The sequence below is a fragment of the Aurantiacibacter flavus genome (assembly GCF_039710615.1).
Lineage (GTDB): Bacteria > Pseudomonadota > Alphaproteobacteria > Sphingomonadales > Sphingomonadaceae > Alteraurantiacibacter > Alteraurantiacibacter flavus.
The window spans coordinates 802,565-829,525 of sequence record NZ_JBDLBR010000001.1 but is presented as its reverse complement, the minus strand read 5'-3'; the positions used below and the strand labels follow the sequence as shown (position 1 = coordinate 829,525).

Here is a 26,961-nt window from a genome sequence, read left to right as displayed (position 1 = left end):
CCCATGGCGGGACAATAAGCACGGGGCATAGCTTTATTCGGCGCCCGCAAAGCCGGGCTTGTGCGCTGCCAGCACCGCCTCGGGCAAGGCGATCAGGCGCGGAACCTGTGTATAGAGCACGGCGGCCTCCACCGTGCGCCCCGGATAGATCACCTCCAGCGCCGCGACATAGGCCGCCATCTGCGCCAGCGTGGACTGCGGCACCTCGGCAAGCCCCGCCGGAGGACGGCGCGCCGTCTTGAAATCGGCGACGATAATGCGCTCCGGCGTCACCAGCAACCGGTCGACCGTGCCCGCGACGACCTCGCTACCGACCACGGCGGCGAGCGGCACTTCGGCCAGCGCGTCAGGGCCGAACAGGTCGCGCCACTCTGGCTCGCCCAGCACGGCGAGCGCGCGGTCCAGCATTTCCTCACGCTCGGCCTCGGCAAGGTCCGCCCCGTGGCGCGCCAGCCATGCCCGCCCGCCAGCGGGTCGCATGTCCTCGGACACGTCGGGCAGCCGTTCGAGCAGCGCATGGATCAGCACCCCGCGCCGCGCGGCAATCGCGGCCTGAGCGACCGGCAAGGGCGGATCGGCCCCGCGCTCCTCGGTCGCGGCGGAACTCGGCGCAAGCGGACGCGGCGGGCGCGGCTCTTCACCGACCGGGGTGGTGGCCCAGCGCGGCAGCACCTCGGGGATCGGCAGCGCCTGCTGGCTGCGGTGCGGGAAATCAGGCGCGCGCTCGCCGCGTTCGGTGCGCGCGCCCCAGATGTCGTCGTCCAGCGGATCGCCCGCGAACAGCGGCGCGAGGCGGGCATACCAGCTATCGGGCGCTGGCTCTTTCTCCAGCTTGCCCAGCGCGCCGCCGATGAACAGCGCCTCTTCCGCGCGCGTCATGGCGACGTAGAGCAAGCGCCAATGCTCCTCGCGCTCGGCGGCCTTGGCGGCATCGGCCGCTTCGGCGACCGGCCCCACGCGCTCGTCCTTGCCGAGCGGGAGTAGCGGGATCGCTCGGGGAGTGCCGCCGCCGAGGGGTTCTTCGACCAGCTCCAGCCCGCTCGCCATGCCTTTATCGGGATCGCCGCAGGCATCGGCGAGGATCACGATTGGGGCCTGCAAACCCTTCGAGCCGTGGACTGTCATCACCCGCACGAAATCGCCGCCGCCCTCTGCCTCGCGCTTTAACTCGCCCTCGCCTGCGTCGAACCAGCGGATGAAGCCCTGAAGGCTCGGCGTGTTGCTCGCGGCGAACTGGAAAGCGGCGTTGAGCAGCTCGTCGATGGGATCGGAGGCCTCGCTGCCCAGCCGTGCGAGCAGCTTGCGCCGCCCCTGCCACGGCCCGACCAGTATCCAGTGCAGCAGCGCCTGCGGAACCTCGAAATCGGCCCTCCCGAGCAGGTCAAGCAGCATGGCTTCAGCCGCTTCGGCCTCAGGGTGCGGATTGTCGCGCAGGTGCTGCCACAGGCTCTTGCCGCTGTCGCCGCGATAGCCGTGTTCGAGCAGCTGCTCCTGGCTCCACCCTATCAGCGGCGAGACGAGCAGGTTCGCCAGTTGCAGGTCGTCGCCCGGCTGCGCGGCGAAGCGCAATGCAGCCATCAGGTCCTGTACCGCCAACGGCGCGGCGAGCCGCAGCCGGTCCACCCCCGCCACCGGCACCCCCGCCGCATGCAGCCGCGCCACGATCAGCCCGGCCAGCTCGCGCCGCTTGCGCACCAGCACCATGAAGTCTCCGGGCGTCGCATTGCGATGGCCGCCCTTGCTGAGCGCAAAGCCGCCGTTCCACATGCGCAGGATCGACTGGGCAATTTTGTCCGCCATACGCCGCTCGGGCTCGGACACGCGCAGTTCGGGCCCGTCTTCCTCGTCGCTCTCGCCGACCTTGCCCGGCACCGGCGCCCACAACGTGATGAGGCCGGGGCGCTGGTCGCCCACATGCGGCGCAGGGCGCTCGTCGAGCCCGAAGGCCTTGTGGCCGATAGCGTCGATGGCCTCATCAACAAAGGTGAGCACAGGCTGCGCCGTGCGGTAGGACCGCCCGAGGTCCAGATCCTGCAACTCGCGCCAGCGCAGCTTTTCGCGCAACTGGCCAGCATTGGCGGCGCGCTGGCGCAGTTTGGCGGCATAATCGTCGCGCTTGGAGAGGAAGTTGTCGGGGCTCGTCCCCTGAAAGCCGAAGATTGCCTGCTTGTAGTCGCCGACCACGAAGATCGTCCGCTGGCGTTCGCCCGCTGCGCCGATCCCGGCGAAGAAGTCGTCGGTCAGCGCGTCGATGATCGCCCACTGGCTCGCGTTGGTGTCCTGCGCCTCGTCGACGAGGATATGGTCGAACTGCCGGTCAAGCTTGTAGCGGATCCACTCGCCCTGCCCCGGATCGGCGAGCAGCGCGGCGGCGCGGCGGATAAGGTCGTCGAAATCGACCAGCCCCTCGCGCTGCTTGGCCTCGTCCCAGGCCAGTGCATAGCGCCGCCCCAGTTCGAGCGCCGGGGTCAGCACCTCGACCAGCTCCAGCAAGGCGGCTTGCTGGCGCACTTTTTCGAGCCATGCGAGCGCATCGGCGGCCACCATCTCGACCGCCGGATCGGCCTTGGCGAGGTTGTTCTGATACTTGAGCAGGCCCTTGTCGTTGAACAGCTCGCCCATCAGCGCGCCGCTGGTGGCGAAGCGCTCTTCGGGCGTACCGAGCAGCCACTCGCCGATCAACGCGGAGAATTTCTGCCCGCTCGCCGCGCCCCAACCGTCGTAGGCCCACATGACCTGCCGCAGCAGTTCGACCCCGGCGCTGCCGTCCGCGCAGGCTCCGGCGAAATCGGCGGCGCTGGCCTCGGCAGGCAGCCCGACCAGTTGAGCGACCCGGCCCCTGAGCGGCGGTTGCCATGCGCCCGGTCCGAACCACGCCTCGCGCGCGGCGGCGCAGCGCATCAGCCACTTGCGCGCGTCCGCCGGACCGAGTCTCACGCTCAGTTCCTCCAGCGCGGCCATGCCGCCAGGATCGCTCTCGTCCCAGTCCTCGACCAGATCGGCCAGCACTTGCGAGGCGAGCAGGTCGCGGTCGCGATCCTCCATCGGGCGCGTGCCGGGCACCAGCCCCGCCTCGTTCGGGAAGGCCGCCAGCAGCCACTGCGCGAAAGCGTGGATTGTATCGATTCTAAGCCCGCCACCGGGGCAATCGAGCACACTGGCGAACAGGCTGCGCGCTCGGGCGATCGTCTCGGGGGCGGCGCTGGCACCGATGGCGAGCAGGTCAGCTGCCAGCGCCTCCGCTGGCATGCGCACCCAGTTCGCGAGCACCTCGTTGACTCGCACCGCCATTTCCGCCGCGCCCGCCTTGGTGAAGGTGAGGCACAGGATCTGCTCGGGCCGTACATCGGAGGCGAGCAACAGCCGCAGCACGCGGGCCGACAGCACCTGCGTTTTGCCGGTGCCCGCCGAGGCCGACAGCCAGACGCTGTCCGCCGGGTCGACCGCCAGCATCTGGTTGTTCTGCAAAGGATAGACCGCGCCGCTCATCGCTCGTCCCCGCGCCCTTGCCACTCGCCGAGCCGCATCAGGTGATCGTAGGTGTTGTAGCCCGGCGCATCGGGATTGAGCCCGGCGGTGAACGGCTCCTCGCCGAGAATCCAGCGGCCGAGTGCATCATGCAGGTAGCGCTCAGCCTCGGGCAGGAAGTCCTCGGGCAGGATGCCCGAGCGCTTCGAGCCAACCTTCAGCGGCGTGGTCACATAGCCGAAGCCGGTCGGGTGGTCCTTCACCTTGGCCTTGCCGAGCGACCAGTATTCGAATGCGGCCGGATCGCCGACGATGCCGGTAAACCCGCCGTCCCGCGCGATCAGCCCCAGCGTGCCCAGTTGCAGCGCATAGCCGTTTTCGACCGTCGGGCCGGTCGGCGGACCGCCGGTCTTGTAGTCGACAATCGCGAGGGTGCCGTCGGCCATGCGGTCAATCCGGTCGGCCTTGCCATGGATGCGGATGCCTTCGACATGCATCTCGCCCTTGGCCTCGATCCCGTTGGGCAATGGCTGGCGCTGCGGGTCTTCCCCGATCTGCGCCACGATCCATTGCAGCGCGCGGACGAGACGCGGCTTCCACAAGGCGCGCATCAGCGGGTGGGTGTGCATGTCGGCGAGGTGCTGCTCGGCCAGTGCCTCAATTTGCCCCTCGCCCTTGTGCCAGTGTTCGAGGATCGCGTGGGCCAACGTGCCTTGCCAGGCCGCATCGGGCTCGGCGTCGAGCGGGTCTAAATCGCGCAGGCCCATGATCTTGCTGGCGTAGAATTCGAACGGATCGGACCGCAGCCGGTCAAGCTGGGTCACCGAAATGTCCTGCCGCCGCTGGTCTGCCGAGGGCATTGGCGCAGGCACCGGATAGGGTGCGATTTCCATCGGCGCGGGGTCAAGCTCGCGCGCAAGCCTCAGCGTCTGTTCGTCGCTTGCCGCCGCCGCCAGGTCGCCGCCGAGCAGCGCGCGTACCCGCAGCAGGAAACGCGAGGGGATCGCGGGGCCGGAGACATCGCGCCGCGCGCGGGTCAGTACCACCTCGGGCGCGCCCAGAGCCCCGGCAAGGTCATGCGCGGCAAGACCGATGCGGAAGTCCGCCCCCGGCACCCCAAGCGCGCGCAAAACTGCGGGCGCGAGCAGAGGATCGCTCGTGGGGGCTGGCGGCCAGGTGCCCTCGTTCAGGCCACCGCAAATCACGAGATCGGCGCGCGTCATCCGCGCTTCGAGCAGGCCATAGATCGCCACACGCGGATGGCCACCGAACTGCGGGCGCACCGCCACCTGATCGAGCAGATCGCGCAGCACGCGCGGTAGTTCGTCGGACGCAAAGTCCACCGGCACCTCGCGCGCATGCAGCCGCCATTGTTCAATGAAGGCCGACAGCGCGCGGCCATCTTCGCGCGCCCATAGAGATTCGCTGCACAGCGCTTCGCCCGCTGCGGCCAGCAGGTCAAGCCACTCGGCCAGGCCAAGCGGCGCGGTCACTTCCAGCAGCGGCACGAGGATCGGTTCGACCGTCTGCCACCAGTCGGCAACGCCCGCTTTCTCAGCCAACCTGCGCGGCTCCTCCAGCCCGGAAGCCCTGCGCGGACCGCGCAGCCGCAGTTCGAGCCGTCGCACCGCGCGCAGCCAGTCGGCGCGCTCTTCGTGCCCCACCAGCGGATGGCCCAGCAGCGCCATCAGCGGCACCGGCGCAGCCCGCTCGGCCCCGACCTGGGCGAGCAGCAGCAGCACCCGCCCCGCCGCTGTCTGGCTGAGCGGGACACCGGCGGAATCGTCCGCCCGCACGTTCCAGCGCCGCAGATGCTGCGACACCCGCGCGGCCAGCCCCCGGTCGGGCGTCACCACCGCAACGCGTCGCTCGGGCACGTCCAGCGCCTCGCGCACCAGCAGTGCGATGGCCTGCGCTTCTTCCTCGGGGTTGCCCGCCTCGATCAGCTGCACACCCGCGAGCCGGCGTTGCTTCGCCGGAAGTGCAGCCCAGCGGCGGCTCGCGAGAGGTGGCAGGAACAGGCTGGAAATAGCATGGCTGCGCGCGGGCGGACCTTTTCCAAGACCGGCGCGGTGCCAGGGGCGGACCTCCTCGCGGGCAATGCCCATCCGCCCGAGCAGCAGCTTGAGGTGATACTGCGGATGGGTGATCGCATCGTCGCGCCCGAACGGCTCTTCCAGCGACGGATCGCCGGCATGGCCAAGTTCATCCCACACCTCCTCGTCCATAGACAGGTCGAAGTCAGGCAGGATCACCGCGCCTTGCGGCATGTGGGCGATGGTGCGCAGCATCTCGGCCAGCGCAGGCGCGGCGCTGGTCACGCCCGCTGCAACAATCGGATTCTCTGGCGGAGCCTCGCGCAACCGGCGGGCCGCCGCACGAAACAGCAGGTTGCGCCGGGCCGACATGTCGATCTCGCCGCGCTGCTCCAGATGGTCGCGCCACAGAAGCTGCACCTTGGCGAACAACGCGAGGTTGTCGCGCCAATGGTCGGAGTTGGCGGCAAGGATGCCGAGTACCCGCTCGCTCAGCAGATCATGCGGTTCGATATCTTCGATCAGCAGCCGGTCGATCACCCGCCCGGTCTCGGTGGCAAGCCGCATGAGCGCCGCGCCTGTCGGAGCGTCCTTGCCCTCCACCTCGCCGATCAGTTGCGCGAGCTTCAGCGTCCGCCGCACGGGATCGGCCGCCGGGGGCACCGCCGCGCCTGCGCCAAGCGAATCGAACAGCGGCCCGAGCGCTTCATCGAGATCGAGATCGCCCACCTGCACCATGCGCGGCAACAGCAGACCGCTTGTCCCCGCCTCGCCCGCATGGCGCACGAAGGCCTCGGTGATAGTGCGCGCGGCGCGGGTCGAGGGGACCAGCAGCGTCAGCCGGGCGAGGCCGAAGGTGTCATCGCCATAACGCGGGACCAGCCCCGCCACGAGCGCATCGGCAAAGCCCCGATGCGCGGCGATGGAATAAACGCTCGGCCCGGCCCGCTCAGACATTCCTGAGCGCGTCTTCGGTCGGCGCGATCATCTGCGGGGTGCCGACCTCGAACCATTGGCCGGTGAACGGCAGGCCGAACAGCCGCCCTTCCTCGATGGCGCGATCCCACAGCACATTGGTCGAAAACGGGCCTTCGGGCGCATCGCGCAGCAGGCGCTTCGACACGAGCTGGATGCCGGTGAACACGAAGGGCGCCACGCGCGGCTTGTTCCGGCGACGCAGGCGGCCTGCTGCGTCCATGTGGAAGTCACCCAACCCGCGGAAGTTCACCGCACCCTTGTGCGCGACCACCAGTAGCAGCGCGTCCATCTGATCGGGATCCCAGCGGTTGGAAAGGTCGGCAAAGCAGTTGCGCGGACCGTCGAGCCAGATGTTGTCCGAGTTCAGGCAGAAGAACGGATCGGGTAACTGGCCCTGCGCCCGCACGAGCCCGCCGCCGGTCTCAAGCAGCTGCGGTCGCTCGTCCGAAATGGTGATGGCCGGAGTCTTGCGCTCGGCGAGGTGTGCCTCAAGCGTGTCAGGCATGTAATGGACGTTGACCACCGCCTTGGCCACGCCGGCATCGGCAAGCCGGTCGAGCGCATGGTCGATCATGGGCTTGCCCATCACCCGTACCATCGGCTTGGGCATCGAGGCGGTCAGCGGACGCATCCGCTTGCCCATGCCTGCCGCAAGCACCATGGCGGTATCGGAAGCGAGCTTGGTCATGCGGTGAGTTTGCCTTTGCTGGCGCGGATTTCGGCGGGGATGTTGGCATCGAACCAGCGCGCGACCGGGGCGAGCGCCGGATGCGCCAGATCGCGCTCCAGCGCTTCCCACACGCGCGGGATCATCGCAAGGTAACGCGGCTTGCTGTCGCGCCGGTCAAGGCGCGCGAAGATGCCGACGATCTTGGCGTTGCGCTGCGCCCCGAGCCGGGCATAGTCGGCGGCGAAATGCTCGTTGCAGCCAGCCTTCTGGCAATAGTGTGCGAGCATGGCCGCCTCCAGCTCCTCCGACACGTCGCGGCGCGCGTCCTGCAGCAGCGACACGAGGTCATAGGCCGGGTGGCCGACCAGCGCATCCTGAAAGTCGATCAGCCCTTGCGAGCCATCGGGCAGCAGCATGATATTCTCGGCATGGTAGTCGCGCAGCACGGTGACGCCGGGCGCCTGCCGTTCGAGGAGCGGAGCGAGCACTTTGCGCCATGCCGCCTCGAACCCTGCCGCATCGACCTCGATTCCGGCATGCGGACAGAACCACTCGGGCAATAGGGCCACTTCCCGCAGGTACGTTGCCATGTCGTAAGGCGCGAAGGGGCCGGGCGGGCACTGGTGCAAGGCAACCAGCGCATCAATCGCTTCGCCATAGACACGGCTTTCCCCAGCCGGGTTTTCATCGAGCCAGTCACGCATCCGCTCGGGGCCGAAGTCTTCCAGCACGATGAGCCCGCGCTCCTCGCACTGGGCATAAATCTGCGGCGCGCGCAGGCCCTGTCCGTTAAGCCAGTGCGCGACGTGAAGGAACGGGCGCACGTCCTCTTCTGGGGGTGGAGCATCCATCAACAGCGCCGCCCTGCCCTCGTCGCGCAGGCGGAAATAGCGGCGGAAACTGGCATCGCCGGGCAGCACCTCGATATCGGGCACGGCCCAGCCCGATTCGATCAGGAACTCGTCGATACGACGCGGGAGAGTCTGGGTCATCTCCACCGCCCTAGCCAAGCTTGCCCCGGCTCGACAATCGCCATACGCCCCCCTTCCCCGTTTTCGTCGCGAAAGTGGAGCGTGATGGCGAGGCACGCGACCTCGTGTCCGAAGCCGCCCGCGCGCATCGGCCATTCGGCGATCAGCGCCGCGCCCTCGCGATAGTCGTCGAGCCCGATCTCATTTGCTTCCGAAGGGTCTTCCAGGCGGTAAAAGTCGGCGTGGACCAGCGGGGGCGAAAGATGATCGTAGGTCTCAACGATGGTGAAGCTCGGCGATGGCACCTCGCCAGCGTGGCCGAGCGCGGCGATGATGGCGCGCGCCAGTGTCGTCTTGCCCGTGCCCAAATCGCCTTCGAGCGCCACCACGTCGCCCGGTCGAAGCAGCTCTGCGATGCGTTCGCCCAGCGCCGCCATCGCAGCGAGGTCCGGCAGCGGGACCGACCCGCTCATGGCAGGTAGATGGTCGCGGTGGTACCCACGCCCTTCTCCGATTGGATTTCGAGCCGTCCGCCATGCGCCTCGATCAACTGCCGCGCGAGCGGAAGGCCGAGGCCGCGCTTGCCAGCCTTGCCTTCGTCAGTGCCCGGGCGCCTATAGCCGTCGAGCGCGCGCGCCAGTTCCGAGGGCTTCATCCCTGCGCCGTTGTCCGAAATCACAATTTGCACGCCCGATTTGCGCCGCTGCAAGGCGACGAGCACGCGGCCCTTGCTACCCGTCGCGGCAATGGCATTGTCCAGTACATTTCCAACCGCTCGCGCCAGCTGACGCGCATCGCCGGTGATCGCCCCGGACGAGCGATCCCCACGCAGGTCAAGCGTGATGTTCTTGGCCTCGATTGCCTCTTCGCGTTCGCGCACGACGCGGGTGAGGAACGCAAACAGCGCGATCTCTTCTTGCGCCATCGGCAGCAATCCGGCCTCGCTCTGGGTCAGGTCCAGTACGGTCTCGATCTGCTGCGACAGCCGCTCGACCGAGGTGATGATCGCGTTCACGTAGTCCTTCGCCTGATCGCTCAGATCGCCCGCGATCCCGCTTGCCAGCAGCTCGGCAAAACCGCCGATAGAGGTAAGCGGGGTGCGAAATTCGTAGGACATATTGGCGAGGAACCGCGTCTTCATCGCGTCGGCCTCTTCGAGCGCTGCGTTGCGTTCGCGCAGCGCCGCCTCGGCCTTGGTCGAATCGGTCACGTCGAGCACGGTGAGCAACCCGTTGCCGTCGGGCAGCGGCACGCCGGCAAATTCGAGCGTGCGCCCGTCGGCCATAAGCACCCGCCCGCTCTTGTGCTGCCGGTCAAGCGTGGCGGCACGCACCACCTCGCCGATCGCCGTGCGCTGGCCGGGCCTGGCGAGACGCGCGCCAAGCTGTTCGAGCAAAGCATCTATGTGCGGATGCTTGTCGAAGAAGGCCTCCTCAAGGCCCCAGGTCGATGGGAAGGTGCGGTTCCACAGCTGGATCTGGCCATTGGGCGCAAACACCGCGAGCGCCTCGAACAACGAGTCAAACGTGGCCGTGCGGGTGCGCAACAAGGTGTCGCGCGTGGCCGAAAGCGCAAGTTGCTCGGAGCGGTCCTCTGCCACCAGAACCAATGACCCATCGGGCATCGGCTGCGCGACGATACGTAGATGAGTGTTGTCGGGCAGCGTCCACGCATCCTCCATAGCGCTGTCGGACACGAACCACTTGCGCAACTGTCCCCGCCACTCGGGGAAGTCGCGAACTTCGGGCAGCCGCGCCTTGTCGCGTGCGATATCGATGAAACGTTCGAAATCGAGCCCGCGTGCGAGGGCCGGTGCGGGCAGCGAAAAGATGCGCGCGAACGGTTGGTTGGCGAAAGCGATCACGCCGTCCGGATCGAACTGCGCCACCCCCACCGAGAGCTGATCGAGCATCGAGCGCTGCGCTTCGCGGAAGGCACGGAAGGCGCGACCCTGCTCCTCCATATCCTCGATATCGACGGCATAGCCCGCCACCCCGTCCTCGCCCAGCGGCAGGTCGGAGACGCGCAAGGAACGGCGCTGATTGCCGATGGTGGCAGGAACGATGCGCTCCACCGCCTCATCTTCGCTGTGCGCCTGCAAGGCGACATCGGCAGCAGTCCGTCCCTCGACCGTCTCGACGAGCTCGATCTGCTGCGCGACGACCTCGTTCGCATCGTTCGCCCCGACAGCCTCAACATAGGCGCCGTTGACGAGCCGGAGCCGCATGTCGGGCCCGCGAAACCACATCGGCATCGGCGCGGCCTCGATCAGTCCGATCAGTGCAATGAAATCGGCTCGCGCTCGGTCTGCATCGGCGCGCAGGCGCTCAAGCTCAACCTGGCTTGAGGAAAAGTCGAACCACCAGGTCAGCGCCGCCCCGCCACTCGCCACCGCCGGATCGGCAAGGCTGCCATGGACCGCAAGGCTACGGCTCGATCGCTGTGGGTGGAGGGCTAGCGAAAACGGAGCCGCGGTCTTGTGGGTGCGTCGCAGCGCCTCACGCAGCCTGTCGAGCTCGCGCGGCGCTAGCCCGCTGTTTCCGCTGTCCAGTTCGGAGAGGAACTCAGGCAAATGATCGAGCCCGAGCCAGGCCGCAAGCCGGTCCGGCCCTTCGATTCTGCCATCGGCCCGCACCAGCATCGGCACTGCCGGCGATTCTTCAATCATGGCTGTCAGGCGGCGCGATATCACCAAGGCAGTGCGTGCCGCACGCTCCCGTGCGCGGGCACGCCATGCCAGCCAGGCAGCGAGCCCGGTCCATGTCGCCAGCAGCAGGCCGAGCATAGCCGCGGCAAGAGGGGTGAGTTCCATCTTCCGTCAGCTATGACCGGCAGCCCCGCGATGCAAGCTGCTCGCGGGGCGCAACCCCCCGATCAATAGCGATAATGCTCGGGTTTGAACGGGCCTTCCACCGGCACGCCGATGTAATCGGCCTGCTTCTGGCTCAGCTTCGACAGCTTCACGCCAAGCTTGTCGAGGTGCAGCGCTGCCACCTTCTCGTCGAGGTGCTTGGGCAGCACGTAAACGTCGTTCTCGTAGTCCTCGTGCTTTTCCCACAGCTCCATCTGCGCCATCACCTGGTTGGTGAACGAGCAGCTCATCACGAAGCTGGGGTGGCCGGTGGCGCAGGCGAGGTTCACGAGGCGGCCCTTGGCGAGCACGATGATTTCCTTGCCATCGGGGAACTTCACCAGGTCCGTGCCCGGCTTCAGTTCGCTCCACTCGTAGTTCGAGAGCGCAGAAATCTGGATCTCGCTATCGAAGTGGCCGATGTTGCAGACGATCGCCATCGGCTTCATCGCCTTCATGTGATCGGCGGTGATCACGTCCTCGTTGCCGGTGGTGGTGACGAAGATGTCGGCGCGGGTCACCGCGTCTTCCATCGTGGTCACTTCGAAGCCTTCCATCGCCGCCTGCAGCGCGCAGATCGGGTCGATTTCTGTCACCAGCACGCGCGCGCCGCCGTTGCGGAGCGACTGCGCCGAGCCCTTGCCGACGTCGCCATAGCCGGCAACGCAGGCGACCTTGCCCGACAGCATCACGTCGGTCGCACGGCGGATCGCGTCGACCAGCGATTCGCGGCAGCCATAAAGGTTGTCGAACTTCGACTTGGTCACGCTATCGTTCACGTTGATGGCGGGGAACGGCAGCTTGCCCTGCTTGGCAAGGCTGTAAAGGCGGTGGACGCCGGTGGTGGTCTCTTCCGAAACACCGCGCAGGGTCTTCACCGTCTCCGTGAGGTACCCCGGCTTCTTCGCGAGGAAGGCCTTGAGCGAGCGCTGGAATTCGATTTCTTCGGCATTGGCCGGGGCAGGCAGCTCTTCGCCCGCTTCGACGCGCGCACCCCACAGGGCGAACATGGTGGCGTCACCACCGTCATCGAGGATGATGTTGGCGGTCTGGCCAGAGCCGTCCTTGTCCCAGTCGAAGATCTCGCCGACATAGTCCCAGTATTCGGCGAGGCTCTCGCCTTTCACCGCGAACACCGGAATGTCCTGCGCGGCGATGGCGGCGGCGGCGTGGTCCTGCGTCGAGAAGATGTTGCAGGTGGCCCAGCGCACATCGGCGCCGAGCGCGGTCAGCGTCTCGATCAGCACCGCGGTCTGGATCGTCATGTGCAGCGAGCCGGTGATGCGCGCACCCTTCAGCGGCTGCGCGGGGCCGAATTCCTCGCGCGTGGCCATCAGGCCCGGCATTTCGGTTTCGGCAATAGCGATCTCGGCACGGCCATAGTCGGCCAGAGCAATGTCCTTGATGATATAGTCGTTCTTTGCGTCAGCCACGCGCACTTCTCCTGTCATGTGGGGATGAGCGCCGCCGGGGCTCCGCGCGGCACAGATGTGGCGAGGAGCCATAGGGCCGCATCGGTGCGAGGTAAACCCTCCTCGCTCGCGCAAATGATGACTCGCAACCTCCAGGCTGGCTTCCTATGTCTCGCGTGACCCTCACCAGGAAGGATACCTGACATGATGATTTCCCAAGGCGACAAGATTCCCGACGTAAAACTGGTCAAGGCGACCGCCGAAGGCCCCGATGCCGTGCAATCGAGCGAGTTCTTCGCCGGCAAGAAGGTGGCGCTGTTCGGCGTGCCCGGTGCTTTCACTCCGACCTGCTCGGCCAAGCACCTGCCCGGCTATGTCGAAAAGGCCGCCGACCTCAAAGCCAAGGGCATCGACGAGATCGCCTGCGTCTCGGTCAACGACGCCTTCGTGATGAACGCCTGGGGCAAGGATGCCGGCTCCAATGATGTGACCATGCTGGCTGACGGCAGCGCGGACTTCGCCACTGCGCTCGGCCTCGATGCCGATTTCTCCGGCTATGGCATGGGCACGCGTTCACAGCGCTTCTCGATGATCGTCAACGATGGCGTGGTCGAAGAGCTGAACGTCGAAGGCCCCGGCGAGTTCAAGGTATCGAGCGCGGAGCACATGCTCGGCCAGCTCTAAGCCTGCGCTAGCATAGCACTGCCAACGAAGGGCGCCCACAGCGGCGCCCTTTTTCGTGCGTGGCACGCTGCGGTTGGTGACCAATCCTATACCATTTCCAGATAACGCACTTGCTATGCCCTATCCACTTAGCGCTATTTCCGAGCGGCCCCTTGCCCCTGCCTCCGCCATCCGCCGCCATCAGCCCGTCAACGATGAATCGGTCGGACGCATACTCAAGGCGGTTCGCGAACACCTTGGAACCGAGATCGCCTTTGTCTCCCGCTACGTGGAGAACCATGAGAAGGAACTCACTCACGTCGACAGCGACCTAGATCTGCCGATGGGGCCTGGATATCGCGATTCGCGTGACGACAGCTACTGCTGGCACATCGCCCAAGGCCGTCTGCCGGAACTTATCCAGGATCCGGCCGACCATCCTTTTGCAAGGACGCTCGCGATTACCGAGTTCCTGCCGGTAGGGTGCCATCTTAATGTCCCGCTGAAACTGTCGGACGGAACAATCTATGGCAGCTTCTGCTGCCTCAGCCGCAAACCTGATCGCACTATGACCACGCGCGATCTGGGGGTGCTGAAGTCGTTTGCGGCTCTCGCTGTCGAGCAGATCGAACGAACCCTCGAAAGCGGTGAAAGACGTGCCGTTCTGGAAGGTGCCGTAAGTGATTTGCTCGCCAGCGGCTCATTGCAGATAATGCACCAGCCCATCGTTGCAATGGACACAGGGCAACCTGTCGGTGCCGAATGCCTCGCCCGCTTCCCCGATGCGCACAAGCGGGGACCGGACAAATGGTTTGCGGAAGCTAACGAGGTCGGAAGGGGTGTGGAGCTTGAGCTTCTGGCCATCCGCTCTGCTCTCGCAACGGCAGACTACCTGCCTCGCACTGCCTATGTGTCGATCAATGCTTCGCCGGAAACGATCATGACCGGCGCAGTCGAAGAATTGCTGGCACCCCATGGCGATCGCAAGTTGGTTGTCGAGGTGACGGAGCACCAGCAGGTTGCAGATTTTTGCGCATTGAAAGACAAGCTCGCGGGCCTTTCGGCACATGCACGGATTGCGATCGACGACGTGGGGGCCGGTTACTCCGGCCTGCGACATCTGGTCGATCTCGCACCTGATCTGCTCAAGCTCGATATGTCGCTCACCCGCGACATTCACCGGGATGTCGCCCGTCAGGCGCTCACCACAGCCATGGTTCACTTTGCCAGGCAGATTGGCAGCAAGCTCGTGGCCGAGGGCGTGGAGTGCGAGGAAGAACGCGCCATGCTTGCGGCGCTTGGCGTAGACTACGGACAAGGCTTCCTGTTCGCCCGCCCCATGCCGGTTGTTGCCAGTTCACAGTTCTTCGTCGAAGCAGCCCAGCCGCCACCGCTGCCTGACAATTAACCCAAGTCAATCACCCCATTCCACATCGACACCAAGCGAATCGATGTTCTTCACGAAGTCCGGGTGTGCCCTGCGGATCGGGTCGGCATCGAGAATGGTGCTCTCGCCGTCGATGCTCGCCGCCACCATCAGCATCGCGATCGCGACGCGGATAATATAGGGGCTCGTCACCGTTGCCGGGACCAGCTTCTCGCCGCCGAAGGTGATCAGGCGATGCGGATCGCACAGAAGGGTATGGGCACCGAACAGCGACAGTTCAGTGTGCCAGGTCAGCCCGCCTTCATAGACCTTGTTCCAGAACATCACCTGCCCCTCGGCCTTCACGCCAAGAGCAATGAAGATCGGCAGCAGATCGGCCGGGATATAGGGCCATGGCGCGGCTTCCACTTTCACGGTGAGGTGCGAGGTGAAGTTGTCCTTCACGCTCAGCCGCTCGGGCGCTTCCATGCGCGACCAGCCATCCTTGTGTTCGACATGGGCGCCGAACTTCTCGAACGTGCGATCGATCAGCATGAAGTGCTCGGGGCAGCCGTTGCGCACCGAAATATCGCCGCCGGTCACCGCCGCCAGCGCGAGGAAGGTCGCCACTTCGTGATAGTCGTCGGCGAAGGTGTAGTCGACGCTGGTAAACGTGGGCTCGCCCTCGATGCTGACCATCGAGGTGCCCTTGCCCTTGATCCGCGCGCCCATCTTTTCGAGGAACGCGCACAGCTCCTGCACATGCGGCTCGCACGCGGCATTCACGATCTGGCTGGTGCCCTTGGCATTGAGCGCCGAGATGATGAAGTTCTCGGTCGTCGTAACCGAAGCATATTCGAGCCACATGCGGGTCGCCTCGCCCGCGCCGCGCTGGCGGAACACGATATGGCGGCCTTCGGACGACACCTCGGCTCCGAAGTTGCGGAACACCTCGACATGCGGATCGATCTCGCGCGCGCCTAGCGTGCAGCCCTTCACCTCGTGCTCAAGCCGCGCCTCGCCCAGACGTGCAAGCAGGCCGGGGATCATCATGATCGAGGCCCGCATCGCCTGCGGCAAGCTGGCCCGAGCGCTGGAGGAAATGGTCGAGTGATCGACAGAGAACGTCTTGGCCGCCTTGTCCCACTCAACCTTGCTGCCAAGCTCGGAGAAGAACGCGTGAATGCGCGTCACATCGGTGATCTCGGGCACGTTACGCAGCATGATCGGCGCATCGCTCAGCAGCGTTGCGCAGAGCACCGGGAGCACCGCATTCTTGTTGGCCGATGGCTCGATCCGTCCGCTCAGCTTCTGCCCGCCGCGAACCCGCAATGCCGTCATCGTTGTCTGTCCTTAACTTGATCTGCGACGCAGCCAGCGCGCATCAATAGCCCATCAGCTTGAGCACTTCCTCGCGGCTGCGATGGTCCTTGCGGAACAGGCCCATGATCCGGCTCGTCACCATGCTCACGCCCTGCGTGCGCACACCGCGCGCCGACATGCAGGCATGGCTCGCCTCAATCACCACGGCCACGCCGCGCGGCTGAAGCTCGTCCTGGATGCACTGGGCCACCTCGGCCGTCAGCCGTTCCTGAATTTGCAAGCGCCGCGCATAACCGTGCAGCACCCGCGCCAGCTTGGAGATGCCCACCACCTTGTCGGTCGGCAGGTAGGCAATCGCCGCCTTGCCGATGATCGGCGCCATGTGGTGCTCGCAGTGGCTCTGGAACGGGATGTCCTTCAACAGCACGATCTCGTCATACCCGCCGACCTCGTGGAACACGCGCGAAAGGTGGACGCGCGGATCTTCCTCGTAGCCCTGGCAATATTCCTTCCAGGCGCGTGCAACCCGCGCCGGAGTGTCCGTCAGGCCCTCGCGCGTTGGATCGTCGCCCGCCCAGCGGATGAGCGTGCGGATAGCTTCCTGAACGTTTTCGGGAACCGGCAGCTTGCTATTGCCGACCGTCTCTTCTTCATGATTGCAACTCATCAATCGACCTGGCGTATCCTTCTCAGCCGGGCTCTTCCCTTGGCTCTCGCTTTTGCCAATAGGCTGCCGCGACGGAAAAGGCCATTCCTCGCCGGGACTATCGTGAACACATCCCCCGGCTCCTCCGGGTCGAGCGTTTCTCGCAAGGCCATGTCGCGCGTCGTTTCGTCCGGCGTTGCGGGATGAAATGGGCGCAAATGCCGCCGTTGCAAGCCCTCGCCACGCTGGTTGATCCCGGCGATCATTGCCGCCATCGAGCCATAGGTCGCCAGAAGGGCCGGTACAGCCTCTTCCGCCATGCCGCAGTGCTCGGCCAGCAGCGAATGACGCAACCGTTCGATCTGCCCCGTGACATGACCGTTTCCGGGCCGGTTTGAGTCGATGAACACATCGCACTCCGAATCGAGCCCCATCGACCGGTTGTTGAAGTTGGCCGAGCCGATTCGGAGCAATTCATCGTCGACGATCATCAGCTTGGCATGAACGTAAATCGGCTGATCATCGGTGTAGGGCACGTAAAGATGAAAGGCATGGTGCTTGTCGAGTTCGTTGAGCGCGGTGACAAGTTCCGCGCGGGCCGGGTCCATCGCCTGCCCCTCCGCCCAGCCATCGGCGGTGTGGGGATGCACAACTATGATCTCGGGCGGGTCGGGCTCGGCCAGTCTCTTCGCAATGGCCTCGCACACAGCGCGGCTGGCGAAATACTGGTTTTCGGCATAGATAAAGCGCTTGGCGCTGGCGATCTGATCGCAGAAAAGCTGCTCCACCTCGTGGACTTTGCGCATACCGCCATGCTCGGCCCGCGTGCGCGCAATGCCGATCTCGACATTTTCGAAATGCGCTTCCAGCCCCTCGGGCCAGGCGCTTTCCTCGCTTTTCTCAGACGGTTTGAGCGGCTTGCCGCCTGCCGTAATCCACCGTTGGCGGCCCAGATCCTCCAGCGCCCCGGCAATATCGCCTTCCATCAGCATGGTCACGTCATGCCATGGGGTATAGAGAGAACCGCTCGGCAGCTTTCGCTCGGGATCTTCGGTCTCATGCGCCCGCGTGTCCCAGCGGCCGCCGGTCATGTCGATGCCGCCGCATACGGCGAATTGCTTGTCGATCACCACGATCTTCTGGTGATGGCTGCACCCTACCGGATGCGCCGTATCAAACTTGAAATCGATCCTGCGATGGCGCGCCCAGCGCAGCAGGTCGAACAGCATGGCACCGCGCGTCGCCAGCGAAAAGACCGAGTAGCTCCACTTGAGGATGCGCACCTCCAGCCCGGGGCGATTCCGATTGAGCCAGAGGATGAAGCTGCCCAGCCGCGAGGGGAACGATCGGTCAAACGGGCGCTGATACCAGCGGCGGCCTCGCCTGAGGTGAATGCGGGTATCGAAATCCCACCCGATCAGCATGATCCGCTGCTTGGCGCGCAGCATAGCCTGCTGGACGAGGTCGAAATATTCCTCGCCGTCGATCGCGACGCGCACGCGCCGGGCCTTGGCATAGCGCCATACGCCCGGCGCAACCGAACTGTCGTCGAACTCGTCGAGCTTGCTTTCCGCCTCAGCCGTACCGCGCGCCATCGGCATGATTGCTCCTGTTTGCGCCTACGCGCGCTGTTGCGGATTGCCTTTCGACAGAAGCGCTATTCCTTGGCGTCTTCCGCCTTTTCGGGCGTCACGCCCGCATCGGCCTTCTCGGCTTCCTTACGTCGATCGAACACCGATTGCATATGGTCGCGGTCCTCGTCGGTGAGATAGTCCTCGAAGTCGGGGAAGTGGTCTTCCTCTTCCTCGTCGATATGGTGGCGATAGTCATGATCGAGCTGCTTGAACTTGGCCATCCATGCCGAGGACGACATGTCGGTGGCGGCAAGATCGTTGAGCGCTTCCTCGATCTCATGGTGCTCGGCAACCGAATGGCGTGTCTCGTCGGTGGTGTCGGGCTTGCGCAGCATGGTCGAATAGAGCGCCTGCTCTTCTGCGGCTGCGTGACTCTTCACTTCCTTCGTGAACTCTTCAAACAGCACCTTGCGCTCGTCGCTCTCGCCATGCGTCTGGCTCATCTTGTCGAGCAGATCGCGATGCTTCTCGTGGTCGCGCTTGAGGCGCGCAAAAATGTCGTGTTGCATGAAGTCTCTCCAGAAACGGATGTTCATGGAGGTTAACTCCGGGCCCGGCGGTACGTTCCGCCAGAGATAGGCGCCGGACTATTTGCGCGTCGGATCGCCAGAATGTCGCGGCAGGACGTTTGGATGATGGGGCAATCAATCGCCCTTGTGTTCGGGTTTGCCCTTCCGTTCGGTGCTGGCCATGTCTTCCAGCTCGTCCTCGCTCATCGACTCGTACATCTCCTTGGATGCCCCCTGTAATTCGCTCACCTTGGTGTCGCCACGTTTAGCGCCGAGGGCAGCTCCTGCCGCCTTTTGCTGAGCCTTCGATTGTGCGGGCATAGGTTTTCTCCTTTGTCTTTCGCTGGTCTGCGCGCGCAATCTCAACTGGTGACGATGATCCCGCCATTCGGATGCAACACCTGCCCCGACATGTAGCTGGCATCATCACAAGCAAGAAACAGGAACGCTGGCGCAACCTCGTTGGGCTGGCCAGGGCGGCCCATGGGGGTGCTCTTGCCGAAATCGTCCATGTCTTCGGGCGGCTGGCCGCCAAACGGGTTGAGTGGAGTCCAGATCGGGCCGGGAGCGACAGCGTTCACCCGAATACCATCGCCAACAAGGTTTTCGGATAGCGACCGGGTAAAGGCGGTAATGGCGCCCTTGGTAGCTGAATAGTCGAGCAGATTGGCAGAGCCCTTGTACATCGTTACGCTCGTGCAGTTGACGATTGCGCTGCCGTTGGCGAGATGTGGACGGGCGGCCTGCACCATGAAAAACATCGAGAACATGTTGGTCTGGAACGTCCGTTTCAGTTGTTCCTCGCTGATGTCCTCGATGTCGTCATCGGGGTGCTGCTCGCCGGCGTTGTTGATGACGATGTCGAGCCGCTTGAAACGATTAATCGTGGCGGCGACGACCTCCTCCGCAAACTCCCGCCGCCCGAGATCGCCTTGCAGGCAGATCGCCTGCTGGCCTTCGTCCTCGACGATTGCCTTCGTCTTCTCGGCATCTCCGCTTTCCTCGTCAGCGAAATAGACAATCGTGATGTTGGCGCCCTCGCGAGCGAAAAGCGCGGCTACGGCCCTGCCGATGCCACTGTCAGCGCCGGTAACGATGGCAACCTTGCCATCGAGCCGACCGGAGCCAGGGAAGCGCGGGTGCCAGTCGGGCTTGTCGTCCATATCGGCTTCGGCGCCGGGCATACGGGGCTGTTCGTCAATTTCAGGCTGGAATGTTTCGGTCATAGGGGCGCGCTTTCCGGTTATGATTTGATAGCTGCGGAAGGGTTCGGCAAACCAACGGCGCGCCTGGCCATGCAGTTTCCTGAATGGTGCGAGGCGTGCCCCTGCCACGACGAACGACGATTTCCGGTTGAGGAATGCGCGTCAGAAGTCGCGCAGCGAGTGTTCGGCCCCCAGCCGGCCAGCGTATTGCTCTTGGCGCGCGCGAAGGCGCTGGGCGTCAGCCGTGCTGAACGGGTTGCCACGGGCATGTCTGCAAGCTCGTTCCAACCAATCGGCGCGCCTCCGCGGGCGCTGGCATTTCGCGTAACTCTTGGTTGCTCTGGATTTGTCAGCGCGCGAACAACGTGTTGGGTTGCTTGAGCCGCGTGCCTAAGCGCAATGAACCAATCGGCCTGCCGATCGTTGCCTTGGTATGAGTACGAACCCAAAACCCGAGCCTGAACTTCCCACCCCGCAGGCACCGCCAGAAACCCCGCCTTCGCCTCCCGAGCGACGCGAACCTGTGCCCCAGCGGCCCGACGAAATCGAACCGGTCACCCCCGATATCGACCGGCCGGATCGCGGTCCCGACGAGGCGCCGCCCGATCGGTTCGATGACAAGGGCTGATCTCGGATCGCTGACTTCTGCGAGCATGACTTTTAACTGCGGACCGGAACCGCCAACGCCAGGCTTTGCCAAACGGAAAACTCGGAACATCGGGCATGACGCCCCGTTGGCTTGGCATGCCTGTCAAAGCCCTCGCTCTAAACTGTTCCCTCAAGTCCGATGCCGAGGCGGCTTCGTCAACCGATGCGATGATCGCGGTTCTGAACGAAGCCTTTGCCAAGCATGAAGTCCAAGTCACCCGCACCGTCCGCGTGGCCGCTCTCGACATCAAGCCGGGCGTCTCATCGGATGAAGGCGAGGGAGACGAATGGCCGTCCTTGCGCAAGGAACTGCTCGAACACGACATTCTGATTTTCGGCGGGCCGATCTGGATGGGCCAGGTCAGCAGCGTGGCAAAGCGAGTGTTAGAGCGGCTGGATGCCTTTCTCGCGGAAACGGACGATGATGGCCGCATGCCAAGCTATTCGAAGGTCGCTGTCGCAGCGATCGTGGGCAACGAAGACGGGGCGCACTTTTCATCGGCGCAGCTGTTCCAGTCGCTCAATGACGTCGGCTTCACCATCCCAGCGGTGGCAGCCTGCTATTGGGTGGGCGAGGCCATGGGCTCGGTTGACTTCAAGGATCTCGACAAGGTCCCCAACAAGGTGACGCAGACTGCAGCGATGGTCGCGAGCAATGCGGCCCACCTTGCCGGAGTGTTGAAGACCTCGCCCTACCCCGGTTGACGCATGGGAGATTGGCATGAACGAAACCCGCACCGAGACTGACAGCCTGGGGCCAGTCGATGTCCCCGCGGAAAGCTACTGGGGCGCGCAGACCCAGCGCAGCCTGACCAATTTTCCGTTCCCCGAACACGAGCGCATGCCGTTGTCGATTGTTCACGCCTTGGCGACGATCAAGCTAGCGGCATCACGGGTGAACCGCGCGCATGGTCTGAAGCCAGAGCTGGCTGGTGCCATCGAAACCGCCGCACGCGAAGTGATCGAAGGGCTGCACGACGACCAGTTCCCGCTGGCAATCTGGCAAACCGGCAGCGGAACGCACAGCAACATGAACGTCAACGAGGTGATCGCCGGTCGCGCCAACGAAATTCTCGCCGGAACCCGTGGCGGCAAGGTTCCAGTCCACCCCAACGACCATGTGAACAAGAGCCAGTCTTCCAACGACAGCTTTCCGACCGCACTCCATGTCGCCACCACCGAAGCGCTGGCCGAACGGATGCTTCCTGCGCTCGCGAGGTTGCGTGACGCCCTGGCCGCCAAGGCGCAGGAATGGCGCACCATAGTGAAAATCGGTCGCACCCACCTGCAGGACGCCACCCCGGTTACGCTCGGCCAGGAGTTTTCCGGTTACGTCGCGCAGCTGGACGGCAATCTTGCCGCAATCGACTTTGCGTCGCGCGATGTCAGGCGTCTGGCGCAAGGCGGAACGGCCGTTGGTACGGGCCTCAATGCGCCCGATGACTTCGGCAAGACGATGGCCCACGAATTGTCAGCCATCACGGGGTATGAGTTCGAACCTGCGGCCAATTCGTTTGAGGCCCTCGCCTCAAACGATGCGTTGGTGCGCTTGTCTGGCGCGCTCGGCGCTCTTGCCGTTTCGCTGACGAAGATCGCCAATGACATTCGCTGGCTCGCTTCCGGGCCGCGCTCCGGCCTTGGTGAGCTGCAACTTCCTGCCAACGAGCCGGGCAGCTCGATCATGCCTGGAAAGGTCAATCCGTCGCAATGCGAGATGCTCACCATGGTAGCCGCGCAGGTAATCGGAAACCAGCACGCGGCTGGCATCGGAGGCATGCAGGGGGCATTCGAACTCAACGTATTCAAGCCGATGATTGGAGCAGCGACAATTCGATCGATCGACTTGCTGGCAACCGCAATGGAGAGTTTCGCCAAGAGGTGCGTCGAGGGCATACAGCCGAACCAGGAGCGAATTGCGCAATTGGTCGACCAGTCACTGATGCTGGTGACAGCACTGGCCCCCGAAATCGGCTATGACAAGGCGGCGAAAATCGCCAGTCACGCTCACGCAGAAGGGCTCACCCTAAGGGAATCCGCCCTCGAACTCGGGCTCGTGGATGAGGCAGCGTTCGATCGCCTGGTGCGGCCCGACACCATGACCTGAGGCGAAGTCGCGGCTTGATTGCAGGTTTGGGTCATCCTTTCTGCGCGTCGCCCGGTACGCGCCCTCGCCCACCTTCCCCTTATCGATCTGCTGATGCGCTGCATGAGCCACGCTAAATTCGCTGTCATTGGTGACCTGTTCGCCCCGGCCGGCGCAGCCGGCGGGCATCCGACACTTCCAGCCCGCCATACCTGGACTTCCACGTAAAGAAGGTCGCCGAGCTGATCCCGTGACGGCGGCACACATTCGCCGTTGGCATCCCCGCTTCATCCGTCCGTCTCCTTGTCAGTGGCGGACTCCACCTTTCGCTGGAGGAAATCTTCGCGTTCAGAGCAACCGCAAAAAGCCTTCGAACACGATCCTGATCTTGTCTTCGACAGGGAAATGCTTGCGCACCTACGATTACGCTTCTCGTTCGCTCCGCATCTCCGCTTTCGAACTCATTAACTTCCTTCCATTATCCGCATTCGCTTGGATCAATCTTTAGGCGCAACGCATGACAGCGGTGGTCTCAGAGCTCGCGGAGAAATTTGGCCCCCTGCGTTCAAAAGCGTCGGTCGTGCGTTGGTTGCGCGATGTCACGCTTCTGGCCATCGGCTATTTTATCGCGGGCTATATCGGGCTCGCTCTGGCGATTCCGCCTGGCTATGCGACGATCATATGGCCTGCTTCTGGCATAGCCCTGTGCGCCTTGCTGGTTCGGGGCAAGTCTATCTGGCCGGGAATCTGGCTCGGCTCGTTTGCCACCAATTATTTCAATAGCGTTGACAGTGAGACTCCTCTTGCGGCTTTGATGCCGGTGGTTGTTGTTTCGGCTGCGATTGCCTTTGGGGCTTGCGCACAGGCGCTGATCGGCCGCCTTGCTGTCAGCAGATCGGGGCCGCACCTCGAGATCCTGGAACCGCTCCAACTTGCACGCTTTCTGGTGCTGGTGATCCTGCTCCCCTGCCTTGTTTCGGCAACTGTGGGTAGCGTAACGCTACTGGCCCAGGGTCTCGTTTCGACTGAGATGCTGACAGATAACTGGCTTACTTGGGTAACAGGAGACGTGATTGGGGTTGCATTCGTTCTGCCGATGCTCCTTTTCTCTAACTACTCACCCATACCAGTAAGGTGGCGAGGGCGTCGTTTGCCGAGCGCGAGCTCGGGCATTGCCATAGCCATCGCCGCGATGCTGCTGCTTACATCCTACGCTTGGAAGTACATGGCGGAGCGCGAGTATGAAATGTCTCACCGGGCATTCACCGCAATGGCTACAGATACAGAGCGGGCGCTGGCTGATCGAATTGCTGCCTACGAGCGCGCACTGGATGCCAGTTCGGCATTCGCGGCGAACTCCGCGAGCATCACGCCTGCAGAATGGAGGGATTACGTCGACAGGTTAGACCTTCGGCAAAACTATCCCGGCATGCGAGGGATAGGCTTTTTTGAGGCCGTATCAAAAGATGACTTGCCCGCATTTCGGGAGAAATTCGCGCGCGAATACGGTGATCGAAATGCAATTCATCCCAAGGTAAATCGCGATGAGCATTTCATAATCAATCGGATCGAGCCCTTATCCGATAATCTTCCCGCGCTTGGGCTCGATCTCGCCTTCGAGGAAGGTCGCCGCCTTGCTATCTTACGCTCTCGTAGCAATGGGCGTGCTACGATGACCCGGCCGATCGAATTGGTTCAAGATGCCAAAAAAGGTGTCGGCTTTCTGTTTATGAAGCCGGTTAGCGAGAAGACTAGGCCGACTAACACGCGCTGGGCATACTCCCCACTCGTCGCCGAGGAGTTTTTGATCGACCTGACACCGAGGGAGGGGAACGACTTCTCGCTTGAAGTCTATTTCGGAACCGAGCCCACGCCTGAAAACTTGATGTTCTCGACGTCATTAGACGATGTGAAGCAGCCGCGCTTCCAGGACATACGCCGGATTGAAATCGGGAATCAGATCATCACCCTTCGCTGGCGCAGCCTCCCGGCTTTCGAAAAACGCATCAGCAATCAGGGTGACACGCTGGTTCTCGTTAGCGGCATTATTATCTCGGTGCTCTTGGGCGCTCTCCTCATTGCCTTCACCCGGCGTGAAGGAACAGTGCTTCGTAAGGTCGAGGAAGCGACTGCCGAACTTGAGCGGCACAATGCGATGCTAGAGCTGGCCGAAGCCACTGCGCACGTTGGCCACTGGCAATTCGATACGGTAAACCAGATCATCTATTGGTCCGACGAGGTCTATCGCATCCACCGACGCGAGGTCGGAAAGGCGGTCTCGCTCGAGGAAGCCATCGCCTATTATCATCCGGACGACCGGAAAATCGTATCTTCCTCACTTGAGGAAGCCATGATTACTTTGTCAACCTACCGCTTTTCAGCGCGCATTTTCAGGGAGGACGGCAAGCTTCGGCATGTGGAAGTCATCGGCAAGGTACGCTGCGAAGAGGGGCAGGCTACCACCATTGTAGGCGTGATCATCGACCGGACGGAAGAGATCATGATGCGCAACAGCCTAACCAAGGCGCGTGATGAGGCCCAGGCTGCCGATACCGCGAAGACGAACTTCTTGGCCAACATGAGCCATGAAATCCGAACCCCAATGAATGGTGTGATCGGCTTCACCGAGCTTGCCTTGAGCGAAGAGAAAGACCCTGTGCAGCGGCGGCGGTTGCAGATGATCTCTGATTCGAGCGCGTCAATGCTTCGCCTGCTCAACGACTTGTTGGACTTCGCAAAGATCGAAGCAAACCAGATGACGATCACGGAAGAACCAACGAATCTGCGACGGTATTTGCGCGATGTCGTGCGTCTGATGGAGCCGGTGGCGGATTCGAAAGGGCTCATTCTCTCGCTTGAGATCGACATGCGACTGCCCAAGCATGTCCTCGTCGACAAGATGCGTTTGCGCCAGGTTGTTCTCAATCTCGTGGGTAATGCCGTCAAATTCACCGAAAAGGGGATGGTGAAAGTCGTCGTAACGCTGGTCGAAGCAACCAGTGACTCGCCGGCGCGCATGAACCTTGCTGTGAGAGATACCGGGGTTGGGATACCGGCCAATCGGCTCCCATCGGTTTTCGACAAGTTCACTCAGGCTGACGACACAATTGCGCGCAAATATGGCGGAACCGGCCTTGGCCTTCCGATCAGTGCCCAACTGGTCGAACTAATGGGTGGCACAATACGGGCCGAAAGCGAAGTGGGAGAAGGATCGCGCTTCGTCGTCAGCTTGCCGTTACAAGAGACGGATTTGCCCGATGAGGCAGCCTTGGAAAATATTTCGGAACCAAGAACAGCTGAGCCGGTCGCGCTGCGCATCCTCATCGCGGAGGACAACCCTGTGAACCAGGAAGTGACGATGGCAATGGTCGAAAAGGCCGGGCACATCTGCGATCTTGCGCGCAACGGCAGGGAAGCGGTCGACATGGTGATGCGCGCCAAGCAAAATGGCTCGCCGTTTGAGATGGTGCTCATGGACATACAAATGCCGCTTCTCGACGGGCTTGGTGCCACCACGATGATCCGTGAAGCGGGCATTACGCCCGAGGAACTGCCCATCATCGCGGTTACGGCAAACGCCTATGCCGATGATATCCACCGCTGCCATGAAGCGGGAATGCAAGCCCATGTCGCCAAGCCTTTGCGATTAGCCCAGCTGAACAAAGTGCTGGCCAGGTGGGCTAATCGCGCATCAGAGACAGATGTATGTCCCGCAACCGAGTTGGAGGAAGAAACCGACCCCCGGTTGAATCGCATGTTCGACGATCGTGTGAGCAGCGCGCTGGACGTGATTGATGCCGTAATCGCCCGGAATGAGATGAAGGACGAGGAGAGGACAGAAATCGCCAGCCTCCTGCACCAGATTGCGGGAGTTGCAGGCTACTTCGGCCGGTCTGCGCTTGGTGAAAAATGCAGAGAGATTGAACGTCTTCTTCTGGATAATTCCGGCCACGATTCAGACCTTGATCTACTGCACGATATACGGGCGGAGCTTGCAGAGCAGGTCTCGAAAACCTGACGCAAGTCGGCCAGCAGGTAGGGCACAACCAGCCGCCATATTTAGACGAAATTAAGGAAAATTACGGTAGTCGTAGTGCTCGCTAACGGAGAGTACCATGGCCAACATCCTTATAGCGGACGACGATCCGATCCTGGTGGAGCTGGTCAAGTTTCGTCTCGAAGGGGCGGGCTATGATACGATCGTGGCCAGCGACGGCGAGGAAGCAGTAAACAGCATCAAATCGGAGAGACCCGACCTGGTGGTGCTCGATTCCATGATGCCGGTCATTCCGGGGCACGAGGTGCTCAGAATTATCAAGAGCGATCCGGAAACCAAGGACATCCCCATCGTTATGCTGACCGCTCGCAAGGGCGAGGCGGACGTTGTGGCGGCGATCAGATCCGGCGCTGCCGACTATCTGACCAAGCCGTTCATTCCGCAGGAACTGCTCGTTCGCATCGAGAAGCTGCTCCCCGAGGGGGTGTGAGAAACGCTGGC

The 26,961-nt window shown here is 63.4% G+C and carries 20 protein-coding genes and 1 pseudogene; 7 read left to right on the top strand and 14 right to left on the bottom strand.

The annotated features are described in order from the left end of the window. Nucleotides 1-33 precede the first annotated feature (33 nt). The 7 genes from addA to ahcY form a co-directional block, all read right to left on the bottom strand. Entirely contained in the window at nt 34-3,489 is a 3,456-nt protein-coding gene (addA, locus tag ABDJ38_RS03935; protein ID WP_346783755.1) for a double-strand break repair helicase AddA, read from the bottom strand. Beyond that, entirely contained in the window at nt 3,486-6,461 is a 2,976-nt protein-coding gene (locus ABDJ38_RS03930) for a PD-(D/E)XK nuclease family protein (RefSeq protein WP_346783754.1), read from the bottom strand. The genes addA and ABDJ38_RS03930 overlap by 4 nt, the downstream gene beginning before the upstream one ends. After that, nucleotides 6,454-7,170: a nucleotidyltransferase family protein gene (locus ABDJ38_RS03925; protein ID WP_346783753.1), complete on the bottom strand. Its 717-nt coding sequence runs from the start codon at nt 7,168-7,170 to the stop codon at nt 6,454-6,456. Before ABDJ38_RS03925 ends, ABDJ38_RS03930 begins: the two co-directional genes overlap by 8 nt. Next, complete coding sequence (locus ABDJ38_RS03920) at nt 7,167-8,144, bottom strand: aminoglycoside phosphotransferase family protein (RefSeq protein ID WP_346783752.1); 978 nt, start codon at nt 8,142-8,144, stop codon at nt 7,167-7,169. The genes ABDJ38_RS03925 and ABDJ38_RS03920 overlap by 4 nt, the downstream gene beginning before the upstream one ends. Continuing rightward, on the bottom strand, nt 8,141-8,596 hold the full coding sequence (gene tsaE / locus ABDJ38_RS03915) for a tRNA (adenosine(37)-N6)-threonylcarbamoyltransferase complex ATPase subunit type 1 TsaE (RefSeq protein ID WP_346783751.1): 456 nt from the start codon (nt 8,594-8,596) through the stop codon (nt 8,141-8,143). The genes ABDJ38_RS03920 and tsaE overlap by 4 nt, the downstream gene beginning before the upstream one ends. Next, the gene (locus tag ABDJ38_RS03910; protein ID WP_346783750.1) at nt 8,593-10,935 is read right to left on the bottom strand and encodes a PAS domain-containing sensor histidine kinase; all 2,343 of its coding nucleotides are present in this window, start codon (nt 10,933-10,935) and stop codon (nt 8,593-8,595) included. Before ABDJ38_RS03910 ends, tsaE begins: the two co-directional genes overlap by 4 nt. Before the next feature lie 62 nt (nt 10,936-10,997). Beyond that, nucleotides 10,998-12,407, bottom strand: coding sequence for an adenosylhomocysteinase (gene ahcY, locus ABDJ38_RS03905; RefSeq protein WP_346783749.1), 1,410 nt, complete (start codon nt 12,405-12,407; stop codon nt 10,998-11,000). A gap of 183 nt (nt 12,408-12,590) precedes the next feature. On the opposite strand from ahcY, the gene ABDJ38_RS03900 reads away from it, so the two are divergent. After that, nucleotides 12,591-13,070 (top strand): peroxiredoxin, encoded by a 480-nt coding sequence (locus ABDJ38_RS03900; protein WP_346783748.1) that lies wholly within the window; start codon nt 12,591-12,593, stop codon nt 13,068-13,070. 55 nt (nt 13,071-13,125) lie between these two features. Further along, a complete protein-coding gene (locus ABDJ38_RS03895; RefSeq protein ID WP_346783747.1) occupies nt 13,126-14,457 on the top strand; it encodes a sensor domain-containing phosphodiesterase in 1,332 nt (443 codons plus the stop codon). A gap of 6 nt (nt 14,458-14,463) precedes the next feature. Here ABDJ38_RS03895 and ABDJ38_RS03890 read toward each other — a convergent pair whose 3' ends face one another. The 6 genes from ABDJ38_RS03890 to ABDJ38_RS03865 all read right to left on the bottom strand — a co-directional run bounded on the left by ABDJ38_RS03890 (nt 14,464) and on the right by ABDJ38_RS03865 (nt 19,753). Continuing rightward, the gene (locus tag ABDJ38_RS03890; RefSeq protein WP_346783746.1) at nt 14,464-15,756 is read right to left on the bottom strand and encodes a UDP-N-acetylglucosamine 1-carboxyvinyltransferase; all 1,293 of its coding nucleotides are present in this window, start codon (nt 15,754-15,756) and stop codon (nt 14,464-14,466) included. 43 nt (nt 15,757-15,799) lie between these two features. Then, nucleotides 15,800-16,405 carry a GTP cyclohydrolase I FolE gene (gene folE / locus ABDJ38_RS03885; RefSeq protein ID WP_346783745.1) on the bottom strand — a complete coding sequence of 202 codons (606 nt, stop codon included), beginning with the start codon at nt 16,403-16,405 and terminating at the stop codon, nt 15,800-15,802. Continuing rightward, complete coding sequence (locus ABDJ38_RS03880; RefSeq protein ID WP_346783744.1) at nt 16,405-17,985, bottom strand: phospholipase D-like domain-containing protein; 1,581 nt, start codon at nt 17,983-17,985, stop codon at nt 16,405-16,407. Before ABDJ38_RS03880 ends, folE begins: the two co-directional genes overlap by 1 nt. 56 nt (nt 17,986-18,041) lie before the next feature. Further along, entirely contained in the window at nt 18,042-18,527 is a 486-nt protein-coding gene (locus ABDJ38_RS03875; protein WP_346783743.1) for a hemerythrin domain-containing protein, read from the bottom strand. A gap of 135 nt (nt 18,528-18,662) precedes the next feature. After that, on the bottom strand, nt 18,663-18,848 hold the full coding sequence (locus ABDJ38_RS03870; RefSeq protein ID WP_346783742.1) for a DUF3008 family protein: 186 nt from the start codon (nt 18,846-18,848) through the stop codon (nt 18,663-18,665). A gap of 41 nt (nt 18,849-18,889) precedes the next feature. After that, a complete protein-coding gene (locus ABDJ38_RS03865) occupies nt 18,890-19,753 on the bottom strand; it encodes an SDR family oxidoreductase (RefSeq protein ID WP_346783741.1) in 864 nt (287 codons plus the stop codon). A gap of 412 nt (nt 19,754-20,165) precedes the next feature. Here ABDJ38_RS03865 and ABDJ38_RS03860 point away from each other — a divergent pair, with 412 nt between their 5' ends. From ABDJ38_RS03860 to fumC, 3 genes are all read left to right on the top strand, one after another. Beyond that, nucleotides 20,166-20,360, top strand: a complete 195-nt coding sequence (locus ABDJ38_RS03860; RefSeq protein WP_346783740.1) for a hypothetical protein — start codon at nt 20,166-20,168, stop codon at nt 20,358-20,360. A 116-nt stretch (nt 20,361-20,476) separates the two neighbouring features. After that, nucleotides 20,477-21,085 (top strand): flavodoxin family protein, encoded by a 609-nt coding sequence (locus tag ABDJ38_RS03855; RefSeq protein WP_346783739.1) that lies wholly within the window; start codon nt 20,477-20,479, stop codon nt 21,083-21,085. A gap of 16 nt (nt 21,086-21,101) precedes the next feature. Then, nucleotides 21,102-22,484, top strand: coding sequence for a class II fumarate hydratase (fumC, locus tag ABDJ38_RS03850; RefSeq protein WP_346783738.1), 1,383 nt, complete (start codon nt 21,102-21,104; stop codon nt 22,482-22,484). A gap of 151 nt (nt 22,485-22,635) precedes the next feature. On the opposite strand, the pseudogene ABDJ38_RS03845 reads toward fumC, so the two are convergent. After that, nucleotides 22,636-22,773: pseudogene (locus ABDJ38_RS03845) on the bottom strand (transposase); the annotation flags it as partial. 207 nt (nt 22,774-22,980) lie between these two features. On the opposite strand from ABDJ38_RS03845, the gene ABDJ38_RS03840 reads away from it, so the two are divergent. Together ABDJ38_RS03840 and ABDJ38_RS03835 are read left to right on the top strand one after the other, a co-directional pair. Then, a complete protein-coding gene (locus tag ABDJ38_RS03840) occupies nt 22,981-26,481 on the top strand; it encodes a CHASE domain-containing protein (RefSeq protein ID WP_346783737.1) in 3,501 nt (1,166 codons plus the stop codon). Nucleotides 26,482-26,578: 97 nt separating this feature from the next. Then, a complete protein-coding gene (locus ABDJ38_RS03835) occupies nt 26,579-26,950 on the top strand; it encodes a response regulator transcription factor (protein WP_346783736.1) in 372 nt (123 codons plus the stop codon). The last annotated feature ends 11 nt before the right edge of the window (nt 26,951-26,961 follow it).

Bases quoted from the DNA above. Each gene is read 5' to 3' on its own strand.
- fumC (WP_346783738.1), top strand. From the start codon at position 21,102: ATGAACGAAACCCGCACCGAGACTGACAGCCTGGGGCCAGTCGATGTC.
- ABDJ38_RS03835 (WP_346783736.1), top strand. From the start codon at position 26,579: ATGGCCAACATCCTTATAGCGGACGACGATCCGATCCTGGTGGAGCTG.
- ABDJ38_RS03840 (WP_346783737.1), top strand. From the start codon at position 22,981: ATGACAGCGGTGGTCTCAGAGCTCGCGGAGAAATTTGGCCCCCTGCGT.
- ABDJ38_RS03870 (WP_346783742.1), bottom strand. From the start codon at position 18,848: ATGCCCGCACAATCGAAGGCTCAGCAAAAGGCGGCAGGAGCTGCCCTC.
- ABDJ38_RS03925 (WP_346783753.1), bottom strand. From the start codon at position 7,170: ATGACCAAGCTCGCTTCCGATACCGCCATGGTGCTTGCGGCAGGCATG.
- ABDJ38_RS03890 (WP_346783746.1), bottom strand. From the start codon at position 15,756: ATGACGGCATTGCGGGTTCGCGGCGGGCAGAAGCTGAGCGGACGGATC.
- ABDJ38_RS03860 (WP_346783740.1), top strand. From the start codon at position 20,166: ATGAGTACGAACCCAAAACCCGAGCCTGAACTTCCCACCCCGCAGGCA.
- ABDJ38_RS03880 (WP_346783744.1), bottom strand. From the start codon at position 17,985: ATGCCGATGGCGCGCGGTACGGCTGAGGCGGAAAGCAAGCTCGACGAG.
- folE (WP_346783745.1), bottom strand. From the start codon at position 16,405: ATGAGTTGCAATCATGAAGAAGAGACGGTCGGCAATAGCAAGCTGCCG.
- ABDJ38_RS03855 (WP_346783739.1), top strand. From the start codon at position 20,477: ATGCCTGTCAAAGCCCTCGCTCTAAACTGTTCCCTCAAGTCCGATGCC.
- ABDJ38_RS03900 (WP_346783748.1), top strand. From the start codon at position 12,591: ATGATGATTTCCCAAGGCGACAAGATTCCCGACGTAAAACTGGTCAAG.
- addA (WP_346783755.1), bottom strand. From the start codon at position 3,489: ATGAGCGGCGCGGTCTATCCTTTGCAGAACAACCAGATGCTGGCGGTC.
- ABDJ38_RS03865 (WP_346783741.1), bottom strand. From the start codon at position 19,753: ATGACCGAAACATTCCAGCCTGAAATTGACGAACAGCCCCGTATGCCC.
- tsaE (WP_346783751.1), bottom strand. From the start codon at position 8,596: ATGAGCGGGTCGGTCCCGCTGCCGGACCTCGCTGCGATGGCGGCGCTG.
- ABDJ38_RS03910 (WP_346783750.1), bottom strand. From the start codon at position 10,935: ATGGAACTCACCCCTCTTGCCGCGGCTATGCTCGGCCTGCTGCTGGCG.
- ABDJ38_RS03920 (WP_346783752.1), bottom strand. From the start codon at position 8,144: ATGACCCAGACTCTCCCGCGTCGTATCGACGAGTTCCTGATCGAATCG.
- ABDJ38_RS03930 (WP_346783754.1), bottom strand. From the start codon at position 6,461: ATGTCTGAGCGGGCCGGGCCGAGCGTTTATTCCATCGCCGCGCATCGG.
- ABDJ38_RS03875 (WP_346783743.1), bottom strand. From the start codon at position 18,527: ATGCAACACGACATTTTTGCGCGCCTCAAGCGCGACCACGAGAAGCAT.